The following is a 2,411-nucleotide window of genomic DNA, read 5'->3' as shown; positions in this document are numbered from 1 at the left end:
AACCCCAAGCGGTACGACCTCGCCAAGGTGGGTCGCTACAAGATCAACAAGAAGCTCGGGGTCGACTCGGAGATCTCTCAGGGCACCCTGACCGAAGAGGACATCGTCGCCACGATCGAGTACATCGTCCGCCTTCACGCGGGCGAGGAGTCGATGCCGGGCGCGGGTGACCGCGAGATCATCGTCGAGGTCGACGACATCGACCACTTCGGCAACCGTCGTCTGCGTAGCGTCGGCGAGTTGATCCAGAACCAGGTCCGCCTGGGCCTGGCCCGCATGGAGCGTGTCGTCCGCGAGCGGATGACCACGCAGGACGTCGAGGCGATCACGCCGCAGACCCTGATCAACATCCGCCCGGTCGTGGCGTCGATCAAGGAGTTCTTCGGCACCTCGCAGCTGTCTCAGTTCATGGACCAGACCAACCCGCTGGCCGGTCTGACGCACAAGCGGCGTCTGTCCGCGCTGGGCCCCGGTGGTCTGTCCCGTGAGCGGGCTGGCTTCGAGGTCCGCGACGTGCACCCGTCCCACTACGGCCGGATGTGCCCGATCGAGACCCCTGAAGGCCCCAACATCGGCCTCATCGGCTCGCTGGCCTCCTACGGCCGGATCAACGCCTTCGGGTTCGTCGAGACGCCGTACCGCAAGGTCGTCGACGGCAAGGTCACCGGTCAGATCGACTACCTGACGGCCGACGAGGAAGACCGCTACGTCAAGGCGCAGGCCAACACGGCGCTCAACTCCGACGGTTCGTTCGCCGAGTCCCGCGTCCTGGTCCGCACCAAGGGCGGTGAGACCGAGCTCGCCCGTGCCGAGGAGGTCGACTACATCGACGTGTCGCCGCGCCAGATGGTGTCGGTCGCCACCGCGATGATCCCCTTCCTCGAGCACGACGACGCCAACCGCGCGCTCATGGGCTCCAACATGCAACGGCAGTCGGTGCCGCTGCTGAAGAGCGAGGCGCCGCTGGTCGGCACCGGCATGGAATACCGTGCCGCGACCGACGCGGGCGACGTCATCAGCGCCGAGAAGGCCGGTGTGGTCGAGGAGGTCTCCGCCGACTACATCACGGTCATGAACGACGACGGCACCCGTACCACCTACCGGGTCGCCAAGTTCAAGCGTTCGAACCAGGGCACCTCCTTCAACCAGAAGCCCATCGTCGCCGAGGGCGACCGGGTGGAGGTCAACCAGGTCATCGCCGACGGCCCGTGCACCGACAAGGGCGAGATGGCCCTGGGCAAGAACCTTCTCGTGGCGTTCATGCCGTGGGAGGGTCACAACTACGAAGACGCGATCATTCTGTCTCAGCGGCTGGTGCAGGACGACGTCCTCTCCTCGATCCACATCGAGGAGCACGAGGTCGACGCCCGCGACACCAAGCTGGGCCCCGAGGAGATCACCCGCGACATCCCGAACGTCTCCGAGGAGGTGCTGGCCGACCTGGACGAGCGGGGCATCATCCGCATCGGTGCCGAGGTCGTGCCCGGTGACATCCTGGTCGGCAAGGTCACGCCCAAGGGTGAGACCGAGCTGACGCCGGAGGAGCGGCTGCTGCGCGCGATCTTCGGTGAGAAGGCCCGCGAAGTCCGCGACACCTCGCTGAAGGTGCCGCACGGCGAGCAGGGCAAGGTCATCGGCGTCCGGGTGTTCTCCCGCGAGGAGGGCGACGAGCTGCCGCCGGGTGTCAACGAACTGGTCCGTGTGTACGTGGCCCAGAAGCGTAAGATCACCGACGGCGACAAGCTGGCCGGCCGGCACGGCAACAAGGGTGTCATCTCCAAGATCCTGCCGGTCGAGGACATGCCGTTCCTGGAGGACGGCACCCCGGTCGACATCATCCTCAACCCGCTCGGTGTGCCCGGCCGAATGAACGTCGGCCAGGTGCTGGAGACTCACCTGGGGTGGATCGCCGCCCGCGGGTGGGACATCTCGGGCATTGCCGAGGCGTGGGCCGAGCGGCTGCGTGACAAGGGCTTCGAGAAGGTGGCCCCGCGTACGAACATGGCCACGCCGGTGTTCGACGGCGCTCACGAGCAGGAGATCGTCGGCCTGCTCGGCAACACCGTCGCCAACCGTGACGGGGACCGGATGGTGCAGTCGACGGGTAAGGCCCGGCTGTTCGACGGCCGTTCCGGTGAGCCGTTCCCGTATCCGATCTCGGTCGGCTACATCTACATCCTCAAACTGCTCCACCTGGTCGACGACAAGATCCACGCGCGTTCGACCGGCCCGTACTCCATGATCACTCAGCAGCCGCTCGGCGGTAAGGCCCAGTTCGGTGGCCAGCGCTTCGGTGAGATGGAGGTGTGGGCGCTCGAGGCGTACGGCGCCGCCTACGCTCTGCAGGAGCTGCTGACCATCAAGTCCGACGACGTTCTCGGCCGGGTGAAGGTCTACGAGGCCATCGTCAA

1 protein-coding gene is annotated in these 2,411 nt (G+C 66.4%); it reads left to right on the top strand.

Annotation, left to right across the window (positions count from 1 at the left end; translation table 11 throughout):
- On the top strand, positions 1-2,411 hold a 2,411-nt coding region (locus AB0J09_RS62420; protein WP_360713640.1), incomplete at both ends, for a DNA-directed RNA polymerase subunit beta.

The sequence above is a fragment of the Nonomuraea sp. NPDC049784 genome (assembly GCF_040659615.1).
Classification (GTDB): Bacteria; Actinomycetota; Actinomycetes; order Streptosporangiales; family Streptosporangiaceae; genus Nonomuraea.
Note: the sequence above shows the minus strand (reverse complement) of the source record. Positions and strands in the feature narration are given on the sequence as shown.